The sequence below is a fragment of the Arthrobacter cheniae genome (assembly GCF_003602275.1).
Taxonomy (GTDB): domain Bacteria; phylum Actinomycetota; class Actinomycetes; order Actinomycetales; family Micrococcaceae; genus Arthrobacter_D; species Arthrobacter_D cheniae.
Genome location: NZ_QZVT01000001.1, coordinates 351154 through 371671 on the forward strand (window position 1 = coordinate 351154; position 20518 = coordinate 371671).

At 67.9% G+C, this 20518-nt stretch carries 17 protein-coding genes; 4 read left to right on the forward strand and 13 right to left on the reverse strand.

The window, feature by feature from the left end; all coding sequences use genetic code 11:
• Positions 1 to 102: 102 nt before the first annotated feature.
• The 5 genes from D6T63_RS01760 to trhO all read right to left on the reverse strand — a co-directional run bounded on the left by D6T63_RS01760 (position 103) and on the right by trhO (position 7607).
• Positions 103 to 903, reverse strand: a complete 801-nt coding sequence (locus D6T63_RS01760; RefSeq protein WP_235830486.1) for a sugar phosphate isomerase/epimerase family protein — start codon at positions 901 to 903, stop codon at positions 103 to 105.
• A 1-nt stretch (position 904) separates the two neighbouring features.
• Positions 905 to 1918 (reverse strand): Ppx/GppA phosphatase family protein, encoded by a 1014-nt coding sequence (locus D6T63_RS01765; protein WP_120147293.1) that lies wholly within the window; start codon positions 1916 to 1918, stop codon positions 905 to 907.
• Between the two features lie 58 nt (positions 1919 to 1976).
• Complete coding sequence (topA, locus tag D6T63_RS01770; RefSeq protein ID WP_120147294.1) at positions 1977 to 4724, reverse strand: type I DNA topoisomerase; 2748 nt, start codon at positions 4722 to 4724, stop codon at positions 1977 to 1979.
• Between the two features lie 122 nt (positions 4725 to 4846).
• Positions 4847 to 6577, reverse strand: coding sequence for a DUF7059 domain-containing protein (locus D6T63_RS01775; RefSeq protein WP_120147295.1), 1731 nt, complete (start codon positions 6575 to 6577; stop codon positions 4847 to 4849).
• A gap of 103 nt (positions 6578 to 6680) precedes the next feature.
• Positions 6681 to 7607 carry an oxygen-dependent tRNA uridine(34) hydroxylase TrhO gene (gene trhO, locus D6T63_RS01780; protein ID WP_120147296.1) on the reverse strand — a complete coding sequence of 309 codons (927 nt, stop codon included), beginning with the start codon at positions 7605 to 7607 and terminating at the stop codon, positions 6681 to 6683.
• 85 nt (positions 7608 to 7692) lie between these two features.
• On the opposite strand from trhO, the gene D6T63_RS01785 reads away from it, so the two are divergent.
• Positions 7693 to 8337 carry a GNAT family N-acetyltransferase gene (locus tag D6T63_RS01785; RefSeq protein WP_120147297.1) on the forward strand — a complete coding sequence of 215 codons (645 nt, stop codon included), beginning with the start codon at positions 7693 to 7695 and terminating at the stop codon, positions 8335 to 8337.
• 48 nt (positions 8338 to 8385) lie between these two features.
• Positions 8386 to 10809, forward strand: coding sequence for a DEAD/DEAH box helicase (locus D6T63_RS01790; protein WP_120147298.1), 2424 nt, complete (start codon positions 8386 to 8388; stop codon positions 10807 to 10809).
• Positions 10810 to 10960: 151 nt separating this feature from the next.
• On the opposite strand, the gene D6T63_RS01795 is transcribed toward D6T63_RS01790, so the two are convergent.
• The 7 genes from D6T63_RS01795 to ssd form a co-directional block, all read right to left on the reverse strand.
• Positions 10961 to 11347, reverse strand: coding sequence for an Rv3654c family TadE-like protein (locus D6T63_RS01795; protein WP_235830487.1), 387 nt, complete (start codon positions 11345 to 11347; stop codon positions 10961 to 10963).
• Entirely contained in the window at positions 11340 to 11687 is a 348-nt protein-coding gene (locus D6T63_RS19655; RefSeq protein ID WP_268877996.1) for a TadE family type IV pilus minor pilin, read from the reverse strand. The genes D6T63_RS01795 and D6T63_RS19655 overlap by 8 nt, the downstream gene beginning before the upstream one ends.
• Positions 11688 to 11860: 173 nt before the next feature.
• A complete protein-coding gene (locus D6T63_RS19660) occupies positions 11861 to 12481 on the reverse strand; it encodes a DUF4244 domain-containing protein (protein ID WP_235830489.1) in 621 nt (206 codons plus the stop codon).
• A gap of 201 nt (positions 12482 to 12682) precedes the next feature.
• Positions 12683 to 13285: a type II secretion system F family protein gene (locus D6T63_RS01810; RefSeq protein ID WP_182976838.1), complete on the reverse strand. Its 603-nt coding sequence runs from the start codon at positions 13283 to 13285 to the stop codon at positions 12683 to 12685.
• Complete coding sequence (locus D6T63_RS19110) at positions 13285 to 14076, reverse strand: type II secretion system F family protein (protein ID WP_182976839.1); 792 nt, start codon at positions 14074 to 14076, stop codon at positions 13285 to 13287. Before D6T63_RS19110 ends, D6T63_RS01810 begins: the two co-directional genes overlap by 1 nt.
• The gene (locus D6T63_RS01815; RefSeq protein ID WP_235830490.1) at positions 14073 to 15278 is read right to left on the reverse strand and encodes a TadA family conjugal transfer-associated ATPase; all 1206 of its coding nucleotides are present in this window, start codon (positions 15276 to 15278) and stop codon (positions 14073 to 14075) included. The genes D6T63_RS19110 and D6T63_RS01815 overlap by 4 nt, the downstream gene beginning before the upstream one ends.
• Positions 15279 to 15379: 101 nt before the next feature.
• Positions 15380 to 16447, reverse strand: a complete 1068-nt coding sequence (gene ssd / locus D6T63_RS01820; protein WP_182976840.1) for a septum site-determining protein Ssd — start codon at positions 16445 to 16447, stop codon at positions 15380 to 15382.
• A 118-nt stretch (positions 16448 to 16565) separates the two neighbouring features.
• On the opposite strand from ssd, the gene D6T63_RS01825 reads away from it, so the two are divergent.
• Together D6T63_RS01825 and D6T63_RS01830 are read left to right on the forward strand one after the other, a co-directional pair.
• Positions 16566 to 18278: a bifunctional 3'-5' exonuclease/DNA polymerase gene (locus tag D6T63_RS01825; RefSeq protein WP_120147576.1), complete on the forward strand. Its 1713-nt coding sequence runs from the start codon at positions 16566 to 16568 to the stop codon at positions 18276 to 18278.
• Positions 18279 to 18386: 108 nt separating this feature from the next.
• Positions 18387 to 19886, forward strand: coding sequence for a WXG100-like domain-containing protein (locus tag D6T63_RS01830; protein WP_147394281.1), 1500 nt, complete (start codon positions 18387 to 18389; stop codon positions 19884 to 19886).
• Here the strand turns inward: D6T63_RS01830 and D6T63_RS01835 are convergent.
• Positions 19798 to 20484, reverse strand: a complete 687-nt coding sequence (locus D6T63_RS01835) for an NUDIX hydrolase (protein WP_120147577.1) — start codon at positions 20482 to 20484, stop codon at positions 19798 to 19800. The genes D6T63_RS01830 and D6T63_RS01835 overlap by 89 nt on opposite strands.
• Positions 20485 to 20518: the final 34 nt, after the last annotated feature.

The following is a 20518-nucleotide window of genomic DNA, read 5'->3' on the forward strand; positions in this document are numbered from 1 at the left end:
GCGTCGGCGGCAACAGATGATTCCCCCAGCATCTGGACAGTCCGCCGGCGCCATTCCTCGTTCAAGGACCGTTCGCCCTCACCTGGTCGGCCGGACCAGCCGTCAATGCTGCAGGTGCAACCGGGCGAACCGGAGCGTCTCCGCGAGCCACTCCTCGCGTTCGCCGGCAGCACGCGCACGCCGCGTACTCACCTCGACGGCCACGACCCCGTCCCATTCCGAAACGGCGAGATGCTCCAGTGCCTCGGCGCATCGCTGCTGCCCCTGGCCCGGCAGCAGGTGCTCGTCCTTGCCGTTCGGGGTCCCGTCCGTCAGGTGTACGTGCGCGAGTCGGCTCCCCAGGCCCCGGATCTCCTCGTAGGAGTCCATTCCTGCGATCGCCGCGTGGGAGAAGTCCCAGGTGATCCGCTCGTACGGCTCCGGCACCGGATTCCAGTGCGGCAGGTAGGCCTTCGCCTCACGACCCCGGACCTTCCACGGGTACATGTTCTCGACAGCGATCTCGACCCCGTACTCCGATGCCACCCGCCGGATCCCTTCGGGGAATTCCTCCGCGTAACCGGTCTGCCAGCGGAAGGGCGGGTGGGCCACAACGGTCTTCGCGCCCACTTCCGCGGCCATCGCGGCCGACATCTCGATCTTCGTCCAGGCCTTGCCCCACACCTGCTGGGTCAGGAGCAGCGTGGGCGCGTGGATCGCGAGGATGGGCATCTCGTAGCGATCGCTGAGGACGGTCAGCTGGTCCGGGTCCTGGCTCACCGAATTGTTCGTGACCATGACCTCCACGCCGTCGTAGCCGAGGTCCTGGGCCAGGGCGAAGGCATCGTGGACCGCGAGCGGGTAGACCGAGGCACTGGAGAGGGCAACGGGGATCGACCGCGGCTTGCCGGTCGGGTCCTCCACGTCAGGCTCCACGGGGAAGGGACTCGCGTCGCGTGGAGTCCAGCTGGGAGTGTCCTACCCCGGCTCCCGGAAGCGGCTCGTCGGCCTCGAACATCTTGGCGTCGAAGCGCCTCAGCAGCAGTCCCTCCCGGAGCGCCCACGGGCAGATATCCATGGCTGGGACATCGAAAAGCTCCAGGGCGCACTCGGCGACGAGCGCACCGGCGAGGACCTGGGGCGCCCGCAGATCGGACACGCCGTCGAGGTTGGTGCGGTCCTTGGCGCTCATCGCTGCCAGCCGCTTCGTCCACAGGGTGAGGTCCTCGAGGCGCAGTTCGCGGCGGACGAAGGGACCGGCAGCCGACGGCGCGGCCCCTGCGATGCGCGCCAGCGACCGGAAGGTCTTCGACGTACCCGCCACCAGGTGGGGTGTCCCGAGATGCGCGAACTGTGGGACGGCGTCGCGCAGGGTTGCCTTGATATAGCGGCGCAGCTCCTTCACACTCTTGGCCGAGGGCGGATCCCCCTGCAGCCAGTCGCGGGTCAGCCGGCTCGCACCGAGCGGGACGGACAGCGCCACCTCCGGAAGCTCGTCCGTTCCCATCGCCATCTCGAAGGAGCCCCCGCCGATGTCGAGGTTCAGGATGGATTCCGCACCCCAGCCGTACCAGCGGCGGACGGCCTGGAAGGTCACCGCTGCTTCCTGGTCACCGGAGAGTTCCTGCAGGTCGACGCCGGTTTCCCTCCGCACGCGCTCCAGGACATCACGGCCGTTGCCGGCCTCACGGATCGCGGAGGTGCAGAACGCGAGGAAATCCTCGGCGTCGTGCCCGGCGGCGAAGGCGCGCGCCTCACGGACGAAGCCGACGAGCTCGTCCTGGCCCGCCCGCGTGATGCTGCCGTGCTTGTCGAGGTAGGCGACGAGCTGCAGGGGCTTCTTATGGGACGCGAACGGCACCGGCCGACCGCCCGGACGGGCATCCACAAGGAGAAGATGGACCGTGTTCGACCCTATATCCAGCACACCTAGCCGCATTGTTCCCGCGCTTCCAACTCTACCCAGGCCATTGTCAGTTCCTCACGCCGTGCCGCGGCTACTTGCCGGCCGCGACCTTGCGCTTGGCAGGCGCCCGCCGGGTCGTCTTCTTCGGCGCAGGCCCCTTGGCGCGCTTCTCGGCGAGCATGTCGATAGCCTGCTCACGCGTGAGTTCCTCGATCGCCATGGATCCGGGCACGGTGATGTTGGTGACGCCGTCGGTGACGTAGGGGCCGAACCGGCCGTCCTTCACCACGATGGGCTTCTCGCTCACGGGATCGTCACCGAACTCGGCCAGGGGCGGGGTCACCGTGCGGCCGCCGCGCTGCTTGGGCTGCTTGTAAATCTCCAGCGCCTGCTCGAGGGTGATGGAGAAGATCTCCTCCTCGGAGCCGATGGACCGGGAGTCGCTGCCCTTCTTCAGGTACGGGCCGAAGCGGCCATTCTGGACCGTGATCTCCTTGCCGTCCTCATCCGTCCCCAGGACGCGCGGCAGGTTCATGAGCTTGAGGGCGTCCTCGAGCGTCACGGTGTCCACCGACATGGACGCGAACAGCGAGCCCGTGCGCGGCTTCACCTTTGCAGCCTTCTTCGGGGGCTTGGGCTTGCCGTTCTTGAAGAACTCGACCGGCTGGTTCGCGAGTTCCTCAGCGGTCACCTCGGGGATCAGCTCGATCACGTAGGGGCCGTAGCGACCGTCGCGGGCGACGATGGAGCGGCCCGTCTCGGGGTCGGTTCCGAGGACACGCTCCTGTGTCGTCGGCGCCTCCATGAGTTCGATGGCCTTCTCGGCCGTCAGTTCATCGGGGGCGAGGTCCTCCGGGACATTGGCGCGCTGAGGCTCCGTGCCCTCGGGTGCATCGGCGGGCAGTGGCTTCTCCAGGTACGGGCCGAACTTGCCGACGCGCAGGGTGATGCCCTCGGCGATCTCCACGGAGTTGATGCGCCGCGCATCGATCTCCCCGAGGTCGTTGACGATCGTATGGAGACCTGTCTCCTTGCGGTCGCCGTAGTAGAAGCGGTTGAGCCACTCGACGCGACCCGCCTCCCCGCGGGAGATGCGGTCGAGGTCCTCCTCGAGCTCCGCTGTGAAGTCGTAGTCGACGTAATCGTTGAAGTGCTCCTCCAGCAGGCGCACCACCGAGAACGCGATCCAGCTCGGCACCAGGGCCTGACCGCGCGTACGGACGTAGCCGCGATCCATGATGGTCGACATCGTCGCGGCGTAGGTCGACGGGCGGCCGATACCGCGTTCGTCGAGCACCTTCACGAGCGATGCCTCCGTGTAGCGCGGTGGCGGGGATGTCTCGTGGCCGATGGCCTCGATGGCCTTCGCCCCCAGGGAGTCGCCCTTGACGACGTTCGGCAGGCGCGTGCCCTGCGCGTCGTCGTCCGTGCCGTCCTCGGTGCGGTCGGCGTCGCGACCCTCCTCGTAGGCGGCCATGAAACCGCGGAAGGTGATGACCGTGCCGGACGCGGCGAACTCGGCATCCCGGCCGTCGGCGCTCTTCGCACCCAGACGCAGCGACGCCGTCGAACCCTTGGCGTCGGCCATCTGGGAGGCGACCGTGCGCTTCCAGATCAGCTCGTAGAGGCGGAACTCGTCGCCACGCAGGGACTGCGCCACCTGCGCGGGCGTGCGGAAGGAGTCACCGGCGGGACGGATGGCCTCGTGCGCTTCCTGGGCGTTCTTGGCCTTGCCCTTGTAGACGCGGCGCGACTCGGGGACGTACTCGGGGCCGTACAGCTCCGACGCCTGGCGACGGGCTGCATTGATGGCCTGGTCCGACAGCGACGACGAATCGGTACGCATGTAGGTGATGTAGCCGTTCTCGTACAGCCGCTGCGCCACCTGCATGGTGACCTTCGAGCTGAAGCGCAGCTTGCGGGCCGCCTCCTGCTGCAGGGTCGACGTCGTGAACGGGGCCGCCGGCCGACGCGTGTAGGGCTTGGTCTCGAGCGACCGGACCGTGAACTCGGCCGTCTCCAGGCCGGTCGCCAGCGAGCGGGCGGCGTCCTCGTCGAGCCGGACCACGGTGGAGGCCTTCAGCTCGCCGCGGTCGGAGAAATCCTTGCCGGAGGCGATGCGGCTGCCGTCCACGGCCACGAGCTTCGCCGGGAAGGTGCTGCCTTTCGACGAGTCCTCCGGCGTGAACGTTCCGGTCAGGTCCCAGTACGACGCCGCGCGGAACGCCATGCGCTCCCGTTCCCGCTCGACGACGAGGCGCGTCGCGACGGACTGCACGCGGCCGGCGGACAGTCCGCGGGCCACCTTGCGCCAGAGGACGGGCGAGATCTCGTAGCCGTAGAGGCGGTCGAGGATGCGGCGGGTCTCCTGTGCGTCGACCATGGGGATGTCGACGTCGCGCAGTTCGCCGAGGGCACGCGTGACTGCTTCCTTGGTGATCTCGCCAAACGTCAGGCGGTACACGGGAACCTTCGGCTTGAGGACCTGCAGCAGGTGCCACGCGATCGCCTCGCCCTCGCGGTCGGCGTCAGTTGCGAGATAGAGCTCGTCGGCGTCCTTCAGGGCGGCCTTCAGCTCCGCGACCGTCTTCCGCTTGTCCGGCGAGACGACGTAGTACGGCTCGAAATCCTTGTCGAGATCCACGGCGAACTTGCCCACCGAGGATTTCTTCAACTCGGCGGGGAGATCGGACGGCTGGGGGAGATCACGGATGTGCCCCATGGACGCCGCGACCTGGAAACCCTCACCGAGATACCCCGAGATGCTCTTGATCTTGCTGGGGGACTCAACGATGACGAGCTTCTTGCCGTGCTTCTTGTCCGTGGCCTTGGTCGGCACTTCTCTCCTATATATACGGGTGCGATACCGCGGCAGGAACGTGGGTATCGGGCTGGAACCCCCTGCTGGGCCTCACCACACAGTATGCGTCATGCGTACCTGCACAAGGGTAACCGCTGGTCTCAGGGGGCTGGAATCAGGAAACCCTCGCGGATGAGCTGTTCGACATCGACCAGCAGTTCCGAGGTGAAGGCCGCGTCGGGCCGTTCCAGCAGCATGGCGAGGGCCCCCGCGATCTGGCCCGCGGTGAGGTCACCGTCGCACGCCGACGCGAATCCGGCGAGCTCCGTGCTCAGCAGGGTCGTGCGCCGGAGGCCGGCTCCCTGCCTCAGGAGGATCACTCCGGGGTGCTCCGCCCCGGGCCGCTGGTGGCGTTCCTCGGTGACGTCGTCCGCGACGAGGAGGAACTCGTCGGCGATGCCTATCCCGGACGCCGCCTGCTCCGTGTGCGCGGCGAGCCAGTCGTTGCGCCGGACAGCGGCAGCCAGGTGCGGGCCCACAGGTTGCTCGATCTCATGGGTGATCTCCTCGAGCGTCACCCGCACGAGGTTCCTCGCGTCGAGCGGCCGCCTCAACCAGACCCAGCCGAAGCCGATGCCCTCGACGCTGCGCAGGGCGAAGTCCGCAAGGTAGTCACCGAAGCTGTCGAGGTACGCCCCGCGGTCGCGATGCTCGGCTGCGTCCCGCAACCAGGTCTCCGCGTACTGGACCGGGGACAACTGCTCGCGCTGGATGATCCAGGCGTCCACGCCGGCAGGGACGAACGACCGGATCCGCCGGTCCCACGGCGTCCCCTCGGTGATCTCCCAGTTGCCGAGCAGCTGTGCCACCCCGCCCGGCGTCAGCACCCCGGGGAGCTCCCGGACCAGGGTCTCGACGATCGCGTCCCCGGCCAGGCCGCCGTCGCGGTAGGTGTAGGCCTCGTTCTGCGAATCCGTGCGCGGGGTGATCACGAAGGGCGGATTGGACACCACGAGGTCGAAGCGCTCCCCCGCGACCGGCTCGAGCAGGCTGCCCCGCCGTAGGCTCACCCGTTCCGTGAGGCGTCGCGGGTCGAGGTCGAGCGCGGGGGCGTTGAGGAGGAGGTTGAAGCGGGCGAAGGCGAGCGCTCGGTCCGAGATGTCCGTCGCGGTGACGTGGCGGGCGTGGGACAGGAGGTGGAAGGCCTGGATACCGCAGCCGGTGCCGAGGTCCAGGGCCCGGTCCACCGGGGACCTCATGACGGTCTGCGCCAGCGTCAGGGATGCGCCGCCGATCCCGAGGACGTGGTCGTGGCGCAAGGGACCGGGTCGCTGCTCCGAGCCGAGGTCGCTGGCCACCCAGAGGTTGCCGCCGACGTCCGAGCCATAGGGCCGCAGCTCGACGGCCGCCCGCCACCGTTGTGCTGCGTCGTCGGTAGGGGTCGCTGCCTGCGGGGACGGCGCGGCCCCCTCGGTCTCCTGGATTGTCCCGGCATTGCTGGCCGGGGCGTGGGTCTCGCACTCGATGAGCCGGAGCCGTTCGAGGCCCGCCACCCCGATCCTCGGGAAGGCTGCCGCGAGATCCTTTCCGGCCACGGTCTCCCCGAGGAGCCACAGCAGCACGGGAACGGCACTGTGTCCGCCGGCACCGGCACCGGCACTCGCACCGGCACCGACACGGGCTCCCTCGAGGATGCGCCGACTCTCCAGGAGTGCGGGCGCCAGCTGCCCCCTGCCGAGGGCCGCGTAGGCCTGGGCGCCCAGGAGTGCTCCGACACCGTCGACGGTGTAGTCGAGGGCTTCCAGATCCGCGGCAAGGGATGTGAGCGCTGCAATGTCAGCGCTCGACGGCGCCGACGCGACGTCGTCGTCGAACTCGCGCCATTCCGTCATGCCCACAGTGTCCAAACCGTCCACAGTGTCATCCGACCCTGCTGCGCGATGCCCGTGCCCTCCGTCGAGTCCCCCGCCGTGCGGTCGGTATCCTGCCCCGTCATCAGGCAGCACCGGCTGCCGTCGCCTCGGCCTCGTCGGCTTCGCACCCCTGCGGACAGCGCAGGGTGACAGGATCGGCCGCGCAGCCGACGCAGTACAGGGTGAGGTTCCGGCACTCGGTATTCGAACAGTTCTCGAAGGTGCTCGTGGGGGTCTGACACCGCACGCACGTACCGAGGGTGACGGCGTCGTCGCTGAACTCGAGGTGCATGCGCTTGTCGAAGACGTAGAGCGAGCCCTCCCACAGTCCGCCGTCACGGTACTTCTCGCCGTAGCGGACGATGCCGCCGTCGAGCTGGTACACCTCCTGGAAGCCGCGGTTGATCATGAGGCTGGAGAGCACTTCGCACCGGATCCCCCCGGTGCAGTAGGTGACCACGGGCTTGTCCTTGAGGTTGTCGTACCTCCCGGAGTCGAGTTCACGAACGAAGTCCTGCGTCGTCCGCACGTCGGGAACCACCGCTCCCCTGAAACGGCCGATCTGCGCCTCGAGAGCATTGCGACCGTCGAAGAAGACGACTTCCTCCCCCGCTGCGCGTTTGGTATCGACCAGCGCGTGCAGTTCCTCGGGCGCCAGGTGGGTGCCACCGCCCACTACGCCGTTCTCGTCGACTTCCAGCTCACCGGGAGCGCCGAACGAGACGATCTCGTCGCGGACCTTCACACTCAGGCGCGGGAAGTCGCCGGCGCCGCCGTCGGACCATTTGACCTCCAGCCCCCTGAAGGCGGGATACTCGCGCGTCGTCCTGACGTACTGCTTCACGGCAGCGATCTCGCCGCCTACCGTGCCGTTGATGCCGTCCTTCGAGATGAGAATTCTTCCCCGCAGCCCCCATTTCTCACAGAGTGCGCGTTGCCACAGCCTGATCGCTTCCGGATCGGGCAGGGGCGTGAAGCAGTAATACAGGGCAATACGGTTCATCGACACGGTTTAAAGCCTACTTGGCGTCTCATAACGGTCACGTCGCCGCCGTCTCTGTGATTACCCGTGCGCGAGAACTATCGTTCAGCACATGGGCGCAGACGCAGAACTCTTCCAGACCTGGATCACCGGATGGTCCGCGTGCCGCGGGTACGAGCCGCACGACGACGGACGCAGCACCTCCGTACTCCTGACGGACCAGCAACACCAGACGGAGCACTTCCTGTTCGAGCCCACGACCGAGCGGTTCCTCGAACTCGCCGCCGAGACGAAGCAGGACCCCCGGCGGGTGCTGACCGTCGTCACCACTCGGATGCAGGACCTGATCGACGCCGCCGATCCGCTCCACATGCGCGTGACCGATCGCCAGCAATCCCTGATGAGCGCGGACATGCACAGGCAGGATGTCGAGGACCCGCGGGTTCCCAGTGACGAATTCGCTCTCGAGCGGGAGAGCGCCGGCGCATGCCGACGCGTCACGGTCCGCGCAGGCGACGCCGTAGCGGCTAGCGGTTCCGTCTCCGTGGTCGGCGAATTCGCGGTGTATGACCGCATCGTCACGGAGGAGGGCTTCCGACGTCGGGGACTCGCAACGTACGTCATGCGCGCTCTGACCGCCGGAGTGCTGCAGGATGACGTCACGACAGGACTCCTCATGGCGTCGGCCGACGGTCGGGCACTGTATGAGTTCCTCGGCTGGCGACACCTCATCGACGTGTTCGTCATCAGAGGATAAGCGCCGTTTCGGCCGCTGCCGCACCTGGTCCGATGGGAGAATTGCCGCGTGAGTGCGCAGAACTCCCTGATACCGCTCCTCGGCGGGGGACCCGATCCTGAGCAGCTCCTCCACGTCCGCGAGATCCCGGCCCGTGAGGCCGAGTACGCGCCCTGGCCGGAGTGGGCGCACCCTGACGTCGTCGAGGCCTTCGCTACGCGCGGGGTGCGCGAGCCGTGGCGGCACCAGGTGGAGGGGGCGACGTCCGCTCACGATGGAGCGCACACCATCATCGCGACAGGCACCGCGTCCGGTAAATCCCTGTGCTACCAGTTGCCGGTGCTCGACGAGATCCACCGCAGCGAGCTGCGTGACCGCGCCACCCTCGCGCCGAACGGCTCCGTGGCCCTCTACCTCGCGCCGACCAAAGCGCTCGCCGCGGACCAGTTGTCCGCGATCAACGCGCTGAAGCTGCCTACTGTCCGGGCGGAGACGTACGACGGCGACACGGAGTCGGGCGCCCGCCGCTGGATCCGGGACCACGCCAACCTCGTCCTCGCAAACCCCGACATGCTGCACTACGGAATCCTGCCGAACCACACCTGGTGGGCACGCTTCTTCCGGCGGCTCAAGTACGTCATCATCGACGAGGCGCACAGTTACCGGGGCGTCTTCGGGTCCCACGTGGCGAATCTACTGCGGCGGCTGCGGCGGATCTGCGCAAGCTACGGGGCGCACCCGGTGTTCATCGGCGCGTCAGCGACGGCAGCAGAGCCGGCTGCGTCCTTCGGCCGGCTGATCGGCGCTCCTGTCCGTGCAGTAGACCGCGACAGCTCGCCCCATGGCTCGACCACTGTTGCTTTCTGGGAACCGCAGCTCACCGGCATGAAGGGTGAGAACGGCGCAGCCACCCGGCGCACGGTGATCGCCGAGACGTCCGACCTGCTTGCGAACCTCGTTTCGTCGCACGTGAGGACCATCGCGTTCATCAAGTCCAGACGTGGCGCCGAGAGCATCGCGCAGACCTCTCGGCGGATGCTCGAGGATGTGCATCCAAGCCTGCCCCACCGGATAGCCGCCTACCGATCGGGGTACCTGCCCGAGGAGAGACGGGCCCTCGAAACGGCCCTGCGCAGCGGAGAACTGCTGGGTGTCGCGAGTACCTCCGCGCTGGAGCTCGGGATCGACATCTCGGGCCTGGACGCGGTCCTGATAGCCGGCTGGCCAGGCACGCGTGCTTCCCTCATGCAGCAGATCGGCCGGGCGGGGAGGTCGGGACAGGATGCGATCGCTGCCTTCGTCGCCAGCGACGACCCGCTGGATACCTATCTGGTGCACCATCCGGAGGCGGTGTTCGATCTCGCCGTCGAGGCCACGGTGTTCGATCCGTCGAACCCCTACGTACTCGGCCCGCACCTCTGCGCTGCCGCGGCCGAACGACCCCTCACCGATGAGGACCTCGATCTTTTCGGAGCCACGTCCGAGGATCTCCTCGGCACCCTGTGCGAGCAGGGCTTCCTGCGCCGTCGACCCGCAGGATGGTTCTGGACGCACCCGCAGAGTGCCGCTGCGATGGTCAATCTCCGCGCGGACGGCGGCGGGCCGATCAACATCGTCGAAGCCGAGTCCGGCGCGCTGCTCGGAACGATGGACTCGCCCCAGAGCCACTACCAGGCGCACCCTGGTGCTGTCTACGTCCACCAGGGCCGGACGTACGTGGTGCAGGAGCTCAACGAGCAGGACCACTGCGCCGTGGTGGCCCGCGCTCACCCGGACTACTACACCCAGGCGCGGGACGTCACGCAGATCGAAGTCATCGGCAGGGACGTCAGCCAGCTGTGGGGCGGCGTGCTCGCCAATTTCGGTGATGTGAAGGTCACCACCCAGGTGGTCTCCTTCCAGCGCAAGGCCTTCTCATCGAACGAGATCCTGGGTGAGGAGCCCCTTGAACTCGAGGCGAGGGACCTCTTCACAAAAAGCGTATGGTTCGAGATCAGCCCGCAGCTGCTCGAGGCCGAAGGTATCTCCGCGGAGGAGCTCCCGGGTGCACTCCACGCTGCCGAGCACGCCGCTATCGGGCTGCTGCCGCTGGTGGCGTCGAGTGACCGTTGGGACATCGGAGGCGTCTCGACAGCCCTGCACGCGGATACGGGCCAACCCACCATCTTCGTGTACGACGGGCACCCGGGCGGAGCCGGCTTCGCCGAGCGGGGATTCGACGCGGCTCGCATCTGGCTGTCGGCGACACGGGATGCGATCGCCGCCTGTGAGTGCGAGTCCGGGTGCCCCTCCTGCGTCCAGTCCCCGAAGTGCGGCAACCGGAACAATCCCCTCAGCAAGGGCGGCGCCGTCGCGGTACTGTCCCTCATCCTGCAGCAGGCGGGACCCGCTGCTGACCCCGGGGCCAGCGATCCCGTGGCACCGCCCCGCCCCCAGCCGTCCGGAGGTGCCGACGAATCCCCTTCCTCCTCCCCTACCCGCCTGGCCGGCTGACGGCCTGACCCGCAGACCGCCTGACCCTGTCGCGCGGAGCATCGCTGCGCCGTCCGCTCAGCTACGCGATCCCGTTGATCGAGCGGGCGCGGAGACGTCTGGGGACTATCGCCTCCGTCGCCGAGGCACTGCTTCGCTCATGCATCACTCGCTATGGTGGCGGACCGGCCCTCGCGGCCCCGACCGCATCGGGCAGCACTCCCCCCATACCGACGGAGACACGGATGAAGGCCGTGCCGGCCCCCGACTCTCCGATCACGCACTCCTCGATCGTTGCCCGGTGCCGATCCGCTACTGATGCAGCTGCGTCGCAAGGGTCTCCAGGAGCGAGCCCCCTGGCGGTGTCCGCAGCCGCCAGAGCAGACAGGTCAGCAGCGGTCGCCGCCATGGACGCGGCCGACGCGGCCTGCGTCAGCAGGACTGCCGATGCGATTAGCAGCAGAGTCAGCAGCGCGAGTCCGGCCATCAGGAACGTCCCGGCGCCTGTCTCGGGATCAAGGCGATCCCGCCTGCTGGCTGAATGCTCCCTCCTACCCACCGTGTTCCTCCTTCCCGCTTGCCGAAGCGACGAGTTCGATGTTCATCAGTTCGACGACGGGCCCCTCTACGCGGGCCCGTACCTCCACGGTTGTCCAGCCCGAGTCGGAGACCACCTGTGCGGAGGCCTCGCTGCCGGCGAGCCGCCGCACCGTCTGCTCGACGGAGGCGCTGCCTTCACCCCGCATGACCTCGCGGGCGCCGGCTCGCGCCGCCTCCTCGATGCGTAACTGCACTATCCCGACATGGGCCATACCGAGCAGAAGGCCGAGCAGAACGACCAGGGCAGGGAGCACGACGGCGACTTCCGCAGTGACCGAGCCTCGCTCGGCTCGCTTCACTCGCCGGTCGGCCCACCGCGCCGCGAGCCGAGGCGCGGCTGCACCTCCGGCGCGGCTGCGGGTGCTGACGCGCCCCTGTCTGCCGCCGCATGCACGACCGACTCGTCCGGTCGGAGGCCGCGCTGCTGCAGGCACTGCGTCGTTGTGTCCCGACCCGCCCTGGCCCTTCCGCATCAGCCGAAGTTCAACGCGGACGTGATCAGGGACATGAGGAGGCCCTTGATCTCACCACTGGACAGGACCGCGACGAGCAATGCCGCGAATCCCACCGCCGCGAGCGTGGCGATCGCGTACTCCGCCGTCGCCATACCCGCCTCGCGGTCGGCAGCGCCATCCCGACAGTGCCGGATGACCCGCTCATTCGATCGACGACGCCGGGCGCGCACGCGACGTGCAATCCGGTCGGGACGGGCGCCACGATGGTCGCTCATAGGAGCGGCGGGCTCTTCGCCTTTGGTGCGTCCTCCTCCGTGTCCAAGCGTCAGGATCCGTGCCGAAACGACTGACAGAACGGGCGCGGGAAACCCGACGGTATCCCGGCCTTCGATCCGGACCCGGTGCAACCCCCCGTGCGGGTTGCTTTCTTTCCAGGCCTCCGGCCGGCCGGAAACGGCACAGGTGAAGCCGGCATTCCTAAGCCCCGCGCCACCGACCTCCGCTGCGTCCGGATGTGCAACTCCGGCTCCTGCCCGATGCGAGAACGGGTCGGTTGCAGGGCGGATGACGGTCAGGTCCTGCGCCACCTCCTCCTGGCTCCTGCCCTTCGCCGGACTCGGGTGCAATTGCTTCACCATGACATCTCCTTTTCATCGACGTGGAAGCTCATCCACGGTGTGCAAGCGACGATCGCTGCAGGACCAACTCTGCTGATACCACCCACGGTGCCGGCCGGCCGAGCGACTTAAGTGGATAACCGGACGGGCGGTGGAGCCTGCCCAGCGGCGGTCCTGACCGCAGTGGCCCTTCACTGACATGAGGGCCACTGCCCGACGCGCCTAGAGTGCCGGTAGGAGACCCAGCACGACGGGTATGACGCCGAGGCAGATGAACGCCGGGAGCGAGCACAGACCGAGTGGAAGGACGAGTTGCACTCCGAGCGCAGCAACCTTCCTGTCGATCTCGCGCTTGCGGTGTCGCCGGATCTGGGCAGCGTGAGCGTTCAGGAGCGCCGCCGATGGTGCACCGGTGGACGTAGCGAAATGGAGACCCTGACGGACATCCGCGATGATTCGAGCATTGGATCGGGCAGATTCCCGCTGGTGCCGTTCCGGTGCTCCGACCCGTCGTGCATCGTGCGTCGATCCGGCTTCCCATGCCGCTTCCCAGGAGGCACCGAGGAGTCGCGCGGCCCGAACCCTCGTCAGGGACGAGCCGACATCGGAACCGCACGCCTCCGCGACAACAGACAGGGCGCTCTCGACTGACGCGCCGGCCGTCAGCATCGCTGCCATCAGGTCGAGCAGGAGCGGAGCATCGTTGATGCCCCCTCCCACCGTCCGGCTTTCGGTCGTCGTGCTCGTGCTCCCGTGGCGTCCGGACGGAAGCGTGAGCAGGGAGGCTCCGCTGGCGAGCAGGAGGAACGCTGCCAAGCCCGCCATCACGGCACCGCACCGGCGCGCCGAACCAATCTTCGGGACCACAACCGCGAGGTGATCATCAGGAGAACGCCCGTTGCCAGGGTCAGTCTCCCGAGGGGGGATCCGAAAAGGACTTCTGGCGGATCGACGCCGAGGGCAAAGCCGAGAATCAACCCCACGGCGGGCAGCCATGCGAGTAGGACGACGGTGGCACGAGGGCCTGCCAGGACCGTCTCTTGGGCCGATAGTCCATCGAGGTCGGCATCGAGTTGCGCTGCATACTGTTCCAGGATCCCGGCGAGGGGAGCGCCGCTTCGCTCGGCGACGATCAGGCAGCCGGCAAGGTCCACCCACAGGTGATCCATGTGCGTGTTGGCGCCCCGTCCGTGAGCCCTCCCTGAGGATGGACCGGTTGCCATCCGGAGAGCATGGGGAATGCTGAGCCCGAGTTCGGCGGCCCGACGCGCGGTCGAGATCACCGGCAGTGCAGCGACTGCGAAGTCACTGTTCCCATCGGCGTAGATCCGCTCCATGTCTGCCCACAACACGAACGGAGGGCGGCCTGCACGAAGCAGACCTGCCAGTTGATGAACGAAGAGCGGAAGTTCGTATACGCCCAAGGCGCCGCGTGGCGTGCGCCGGGTCCACCTCCGCGAGCGGGTCGCTGTCGAGAGTCGGCCGCCTTGCGGCCCGGTGCGGGCAGGGCTTCTCAGCACCGGCGCGAACCCGATGGAACCCGCTGGGGTGGTGCGGGGCAGCGCGAGCACTGCGCTGGCGCACACCAGCAGAAAGGCGACGGTCAGGCCGGTCATGGCGTGTGACGGTAATGGGGCTCCTCTGCGCCTCGGTCAGAGTCGGACTCGACCCACCCGACGCGGCGTGCGAAGTCCTCCCAACCCGCCGAGCGACGGCATCCCGTGTCCGTGTGGACGAGCACCGGAATAACGACCAACCCTTGTGTCTGCACCACCCGCAGCAGACCGAGGCTTTGAACGTGCCGGCCTTGAGAGCCACGGGCTACGTGCACCACCACGTCGAGGGCACTTGCGGCTTGGAGGGCAAGTGCTTCGGACGTCAGGCCCGCGAGCGCAGCGAGTGCGCTCAACCGCGCGGGTACAGCTTCGGCCGAATTGGCATGGATCGTTGCTCCACCGCCGTCGTGCCCCGTGTTCATAGCCGCCAGCAGTTCACGAACCTCCGCCCCCCTGCACTCGCCGACGACGAGCCGGTCCGGCCTCATTCTCAGCGCCTGCCTCACGAGCTCGGTGAGGTCCAGCACTCCAGCACCTTCGAGATTGCCGTGGCGTGCCTGCAATCCCACCGTATGTGGGTGCTCCGGATTGAGCTCGGCCGCGTCCTCGACCAGCACCACGCGCTCGTGCGGAGCGGCGAGCCCGAGCAGGGTGGAGAGCAGGGTGGTCTTGCCCGTCCCCGTCGCGCCACTGATGAGGAAGTTCAGACGGCACCGCATCATCAGTGTCAACGCCTGAGCCATCATCGGTCCCACCGTCCCGCCTGCGGTGAGTTCCTGGAGCGAGAACACGCGCGGGCGCCGGATCCTGATGCACAGGAGGGTGCCCGTTGTGGAGATGGGAGGAAGGACCGCGTGGACGCGGAGTCCCTCGATCTGCACGTCGACTGCCGGACAGCCGTCGTCGAGCCGCCTGCCTCCCGCAGCGACGAGCCTGACGGCCAGGGCGCGCACCTCGTCGTCGGTCGCGAAAGCGCGACCGATTCGTCGAAGTCCATTGGCGCCGTCGACCCAGACGTCGTCCGGCCCGTTGACCAGGATGTCGGTGACGGCATCATCCGCCAGGAGATACTCGAGTGGCCCGAGGCCCTTGAGCTCGGCTCGGACGTGATCGAGGGCTGACAGCACACCCGCCGACCCCAGCAGCCTCCCACTCGATCCGATCGCATCCGCGAATGCCGCACCGGTCGTCACGACATCACCGGCGAGGACGGCTCGCCGCACCGCCTCCACCATCGAGGCGCCGTGGCGTTCATGTGTCATTGCGTCCGACGTTGCCTGACCACCGACGGGATGGGTAGAAGCATCGTGGCTCGCGGCACGGAGTTGCCGACGTGTCTGCCCCACCGGCAGGTCGCCGTCCCTCATTCGAACCGCTCGAGACCGCGGCTGATCGAGTCCACAGTTTTCCGTGCCTTTCGCGGAAGTCGGACATCGAGCATGCGTCCGCTTGCTTCGGCGGAGGAGACACCGCGTACAGAGGGTAGGTACGGCAGCGGTCCTGGCTGTTCCATCAACTCTGCAACATGCCAGGCATCGAGTCCGTCGAAGACCGGGCCACGAAGTACGACGGTCAGAGGAAGGGACGAATGGGTTCGGGAGATGCCACGTGCCGCAGCGACGCCCCTCGGACGGGACGGAACGAGCAACACCAGCTCGTCACACATGGACGCCAGGACTGCGCCCGCAGCACTGCTGACGGCGCAGTCCACGAGGGTCAGATCGAAGGCTCCGCGCGCTGCGTCGAGGACAACCCCGGCCGTATCCAGTCCGTCGCTCGGCCCGATGTCAGCTACCCCTGAAGTATGGGACAGTACGGACAAGTTGTGGTCGGAGGGCAGCGCAGACGCCAGTTGTTCGGAATTGAGCGTCCCGCGGATGTCACCGAGATCCTGCCAGCGCACACCCGGACGCTCCTCCAGCCCGAGGGCGAGATCCAGACCACCGCCGGTTGCATGCCCGTCCACGAGCAGGGTGGTTCGCCCTCGACGCGCAAGGCTGCGAGCGCACCAGAACGCGAATGTACTGACGCCGCACCCGCCGACGGCGCCGAGGAAACCGACCAGCGATCCCGCGGCAGCCGGGTTCACCCGACGGCCGAGGTGCTCGGCCAACCAACCCCCTCCCTGAGGCAGGATGACGACCCGGGACGACGCGAGGTTTGCCGCCCGCGCCCAGGCCCTCGTCTCGTCATCCGCCGTTCCCACCACGATGACGTCGCGGTGGTGTGGCAGCCCTCCCAGAGCTTGATCTGCACCGACCAGCAGCACGGTAGGGTCCAGCGGCAGGGCATCCGCGAGTCCCCCCACGAGCACCGGCGTGACCCCTGCTGCCGCACACGCGCGGGCAACCTGGTCCTGCACGAGCTGCGAACCGCCCGCAAGAACCACCGGCCGACGTCGGGCGTCGAAGCTCCATGTCTGCTGCGTCATGTGGCTAGCCTCCCCGAGGGCCGGTGATCTCCCGGGTCGAACGACCGGTATGTGGATAACAGCACCGGACGAATCTGCGAATTGCAGGAATGACACTGCGACGGCCGACAATATGACCATGTACATCGCCGTGGCGCCTTCGTCGTCGAGCCACGGCAGCAGTGGCACTCACGGCAGCAGTGGCACTGTCGAGCTGCAACGCCTCGATGCAGGCGGGACGCGGGTCGGCGAAACGAGAACCGTCGAACGCAGGCTGCTGCGATCCGTCGTCGCAGAGGAAGAAGCCCGCGCTCCGCGCTGGGTGTGGAGCAGCACGAGGCTCTGGTACCCCTCTTTCTTGGCGACGGGCATCACTGTCGACCGCTGCTGGGACCTCACCCTCACGCGCTCCATCCTCTCCAACTCGCCCTTCTGCCACTCCTCGCCGTACATCGACGCCCTGCGGGCAACCACGCACCCTGCTGACGGGGCCGAGCCGCCCAGAGCCCTCCTGCCACCCCCGCCTGCCCCCAACCAGCATTCCCTCTTCGATGAACCGCGGGAGGAAAAGGGCCCCTTCCTCGAGGACGTCATCAGGGAGTTCGGCAATCAACTCGCTGCGAGTTCTCGATCCTCCGACCCCAGGCGCCTCAACCTGCTCATCGCCGCCGAATCCGCCGGTAGCCTGATCGCGTCCGAGATGGAGCACTGGGGACTCCCCTGGCGCAGGGACGTTCACGAGAACCTCCTTGAGCAGACCCTCGGTCCGCGCCCCCCGGAGGGTTCCCGGCCGGCGGAACTGGAAGGGCTCGCGGGCGAGCTGCGACGAATTCTGGGCCACCCGGCGCTGAATCCGGACTCGCCGCAGGACGTGCTGCGCGCCCTGCATCGCGCCGGTATAGAGGTGAAGACGACGCGCTCCTGGGAGCTGGAGCGGCAGCAGCATGCCGTCATCGAACCCCTGCTCGCCTACAAGAAGCTGTCGCGACTCCTGACGGCGAACGGGTGGAACTGGCTCGATGCCTGGGTGCGCGACGGCCGGTTCCGGCCCGAGTACGTCGTTGGCGGCGTCGTGTCGGGGAGATGGGCCTCTCGCGGTGGCGGAGCCCTGCAGATCCCGCGACAGGTGCGCGACGCCGTACGGCCTGACGACGGCCACCTCTTCATCGTGGCGGATGCCGCCCAGCTCGAGCCACGGGTCCTGGCCGCGCTGGGACGCGATTCGGCGCTGGCAACGGCGGCCCGCGGCAAAGATCTCTACCAGGGCATCGCCGATCAGGGTTTCGGTGGCGATCGCTCGAAGGCCAAGCTCGCGATGCTCGGTGCCATGTACGGAGCTACCAGCGGCGAATCCGGCAGGCTGATGCCCGAACTGACGCGCGCGTATCCGCGTGCGATCGGTGTCGTCGAAGCAGCAGCGAGGGCCGGTGAGGCGGGCGACGGAGTCTCGAGCTATCTCGGTCGGGGATGCCCCCCGGCATCCGATGAGTGGCGCGCTCGGCAGCTGACGACGACGGCGGAGGAACAGCGCCGCGCGGACGGCGCAGCGCGTGCCCGTGGGCGATTCACGCGGAACTTCGTGGTGCAGGCGTCCGCCGCTGAATGGGCGTTGTGCTGGCTGGCAGAGATACGACGCCGGCTCGCGGCGAGCAGCATCCCGGACCCGAGAAGCCGCATCGCGCTCTTCCTCCACGACGAGGTGGTCCTCCACGTGCCCATCGCCCACGCGGAAGAAGCGCGGGCGATCCTCGAGGAATCGGCCCGGTCTGCGACACGTCTGATCTTCGGTGACATACCGATCGAGTTCTCTATCGCAACGGTCACCGTGCGTTCCTACGCGGACGCCAAATAGCTTCTTCGACCAGGCGCTCACGAGCACTTATGCACATAGTGCAGTTGAGCCGGTCGCCGGCTCGTTCGGCCCGTACGGTGGCAGGACGAATGGCGAGAGGTGGGCAGGGTGAGCGTGTTGAAGGTCGATACCGACCGGTATGCGGAAGCTGCGGGACTGGAGGATGCGGCCGGTCGAGGTATTGCAGATGCTGTCGCAGCGGCGAGCTCGACACTCGAACGGACGGCCGGAATGGCGGGCTGGGATGCCATGGGGTCGGGGTGGGCGGCTTCGTACGACCCGGCCGCCCGGGAGGTGCTCGATGCCTGTCGCGAACTAGCGCTCGCGTCCTCGGACACGTCCCGTGCACTCTCCGTGGCAGCGGGTAATTACGTCGAGGCCGAGCACGTCGCGTCGATGGGCCTGTCCGCCCTGATCATCCCGTTCGTGCCGGCGGCCTTGCCCGAGACCTACGGATCAGCCCTCCCGTCAGCCGCTGACGGCAGTCCCGGTTGGCCGCCACCCTGCTGGGACATCGTCGCCGGCATAGCGGGAGTCGTCTGGCCGGCTGGTGATCCGGATGTGCTGAGGAGAGCCGGCACCACCTGGACGAGACTCGCGAGCGACCTCGAGGCAGGCATCACCGGCCCTTCCACTTCTGCACGCGACACTGTCCAGGGCCTGCTGTCACGGGACCTCACGGTGTTCCGCGAGCGGAGCACCGCTACCCGGGACTACGGCTACCAGATCGCGCAGGCGTCGAGGGAGATCGCCGGCGGGTGCGTATCCCTCGCCGATGCGATCGGAACGGCCCATGAGGAGTTGATCGATGAGACGCGGTCTTTCGCGGCCGAGTGTGCGCTCCTGGCCGGGGTCGGAATCGCGTTGGGTTTCGTCACCCTGGGAGGATCTGCTGCGATTACGTCCCTCGTCGGGGCTGCCCGGGCTGCCCAAATGGTGGCCAGGGTGCACGAGGTGCTCTCGCGACTCGTCGTCGTCGCTCGCAGCGTAGCCGTCATTGCCACACGCCTGCCGGGAGCGGGCAGGCTGACTGCAGGTCTCCACTCCTTGTCGAAGGCCTCCGCTGCCTTGTCGTCAAGGACCCAGCCGGCACGGCAGGCGCTCTCCTCGGTGTCGGGGCACAACGCATTCTCCGACCAGCGGTCCCGCTTGGCGCCCGCGATCCGGATTGTCCGCCCCCTCGGCGCGGTGGGCATCAAGGTACTCGACTCCACCGCGGTCTCCGTCGCGCTCTCGAACCCTGCCCGGCTGGCGTTGGACCTGCTTCCGCTTGCGGCCCGGGGCACCGCGCTGCGTTCCGTAGTGATGAAGGGAAGCGCTTCGGATCAGATCTTCGCAATGCTCAGGAACAAGGGCCTCGGCACCTCGCCCCTCATTCCCGCAGTGGAGGCGGCGATCAGGACCAAGGACCGCGTCGGGACGGCGACCGAGATGGCCGCGCTTCCCACCACGATCCGGGCGCGCTATGCACCCCGGAGGATCACGAGCCAGTCGCTCGCGGACTCCGGCCCGGGACGGCTCACAGCGGCGCGGGGATCTCCTGCGAACGATCCCACGGTTGCACCCACCCGAGTCCCTCGAACATCGCATCCAGCAACATCGCAGTGAAGCCCCAGACCACCGCGTCGGGCGTAAGGAACGCAGCGGTCCGACTGACGGAGCCGTTGCGCCGGAGGACCGCTGTCCTCCGGTTTGCAGGATGAAGGAGCGTACTGACGGGACACCGGAACACCGATTCGGACTCAGCCGTGTCCACGGCATGAATAGCCGACTGCTCCGCCCACCACCCGAGGACCGGGGTGACCAGGAAATTGCTGATGGGAAGACCTACTTCCGGCAGCTTCCCCAGGAGTTCGACGCCGGAGGGGTCCAGCCCCGTCTCCTCTCTCGCTTCGCGAAGGGCTGCGGCCCCCTCGTCAGCGTCACCCAGGTCGATGGTTCCGCCGGGAAAAGCGACCTGTCCCGGATGGCTGGACAACGAGCTCGCTCGCATCACGAACAGGAGATCCAGGTCGTTGCGACCGAGGCTCCGCGGGCTGGGTCTGCGGGAGCCGTCGCCCTGGCCCCCGAAGAGGATGAGGACGGCCGCGCGTCGGCTCTTCGCCGCGTCCAGGGTGGCGAGCTGCCAGCCGCTCGGCTTCAAAAGGGTCGCATCCGGTCGGTCCATCGAACTCACCCAGGCGGCCAGCTCCTCGTAGGCGGTCATGTCAGCAACCGTGGCATCGGGCACACCGACGCCG